Source organism: Allocoprococcus similis (genome assembly GCF_054660775.1).
The window spans coordinates 1-1,252 of sequence record NZ_BAAHSG010000065.1; the positions used below are offsets into that span (position 1 = coordinate 1).

At 41.8% G+C, this 1,252-nt stretch carries 1 protein-coding gene; it reads left to right on the forward strand.

Features of this window, described 5'->3' with window-relative positions:
- Window positions 1–1,125, forward strand: a 1,125-nt coding sequence (locus ACYQ5K_RS17285) for an IS110 family RNA-guided transposase (RefSeq protein ID WP_459778133.1), incomplete at its 5' end; no start/stop codon positions are given.
- Window positions 1,126–1,252 lie beyond the last annotated feature (127 nt).

Genomic DNA, 1,252 nt, shown 5'->3' on the forward strand with positions numbered 1-1,252 from the left:
CCTCATTCCCAGTCTGCCATAAACGACCTGATCAAACAGATCAAAAGCCTTGAAGGCGAAACCAAAGTCTGCATGGAGCATACCGGCAGATACTATGAACCGGTTGCCACATGGCTTTCTGATGCCGGTATCTTTGTCAGTGCCGTAAATCCTATCCTGATCAGAGATTTCGGTGATGATTCCCTCCGCACACCCAAAACAGATAAAGCAGATTCTAAAAAAATCGCACGTTATACTCTTGACCGTTGGGCTAAACTGAAGCAATATGGAATCATGGATAAAACACGTAACCAACTAAAAACTATGAACCGACAATTTGGATTCTATATGGCTCAGAAAACTGCAATGAAAAACAATCTCATTGCACTGATCGACCAGACTTATCCGGGAGCCAATGATTTCTTTGACAGTCCTGCCCGCAATGACGGCAGCCAAAAATGGGTAGATTTCATTCATACCTACTGGCATGTCGATTGCGTCCGCTCCAAGTCATTAAATGCCTTTACGGAGCATTACCAGAATTGGTGCAAACGTAAAAACTATAACTTCAGTGCAGAGAAAGCAGCGAAAATTTATCAGATTTCCTCTGATCTGATTGCCGTATTTCCAAAGGATGACATCACAAAAATGTTGATATGGCAGGCAGTAGCATTACTAAACACTGCTTCGAAAACAGTAGAATCGCTCCGTTCAAAAATGAATGAGCTTGCATCCACACTTCCGGAATATCCGGTTGTTATGGATATGAACGGTGTAGGGGCAACCCTTGGTCCGCAGCTTATCGCTGAGATTGGGGATGTTTCCCGTTTTACACACCGGGAAGCCCTTACTGCTTTTGCAGGTGTTGATCCCGGTAAAAATGATTCTGGAAAGCACATACAGAACAGTGTGCGAACCTCTAAAAAGGGGTCTCCCTACCTGCGTAAAGCTCTTTTTCAGATCATGGACAGTCTTATCAAACGATCTCCAGTGGATGATCCTGTTTATGCCTTTATGGATAAAAAACGATCCGAAGGCAAACCTTATTATGTTTATATGACTGCCGGGGCAAACAAATTTCTCCGGATTTATTATGGTCGGGTAAGAGAATATCTATCCAACTTGTCGAATAATGAAACTATTTAATATCACTTTTTAACTTCTACCAGACTAGCGCATCGCGGTGGTCTTATTTTCATGTCTTACGTTCAACCTGTATAAATTTTTCAAAGTTCATTAATCTCTGCTTGACTTTTTATTTGCAGACTATTTT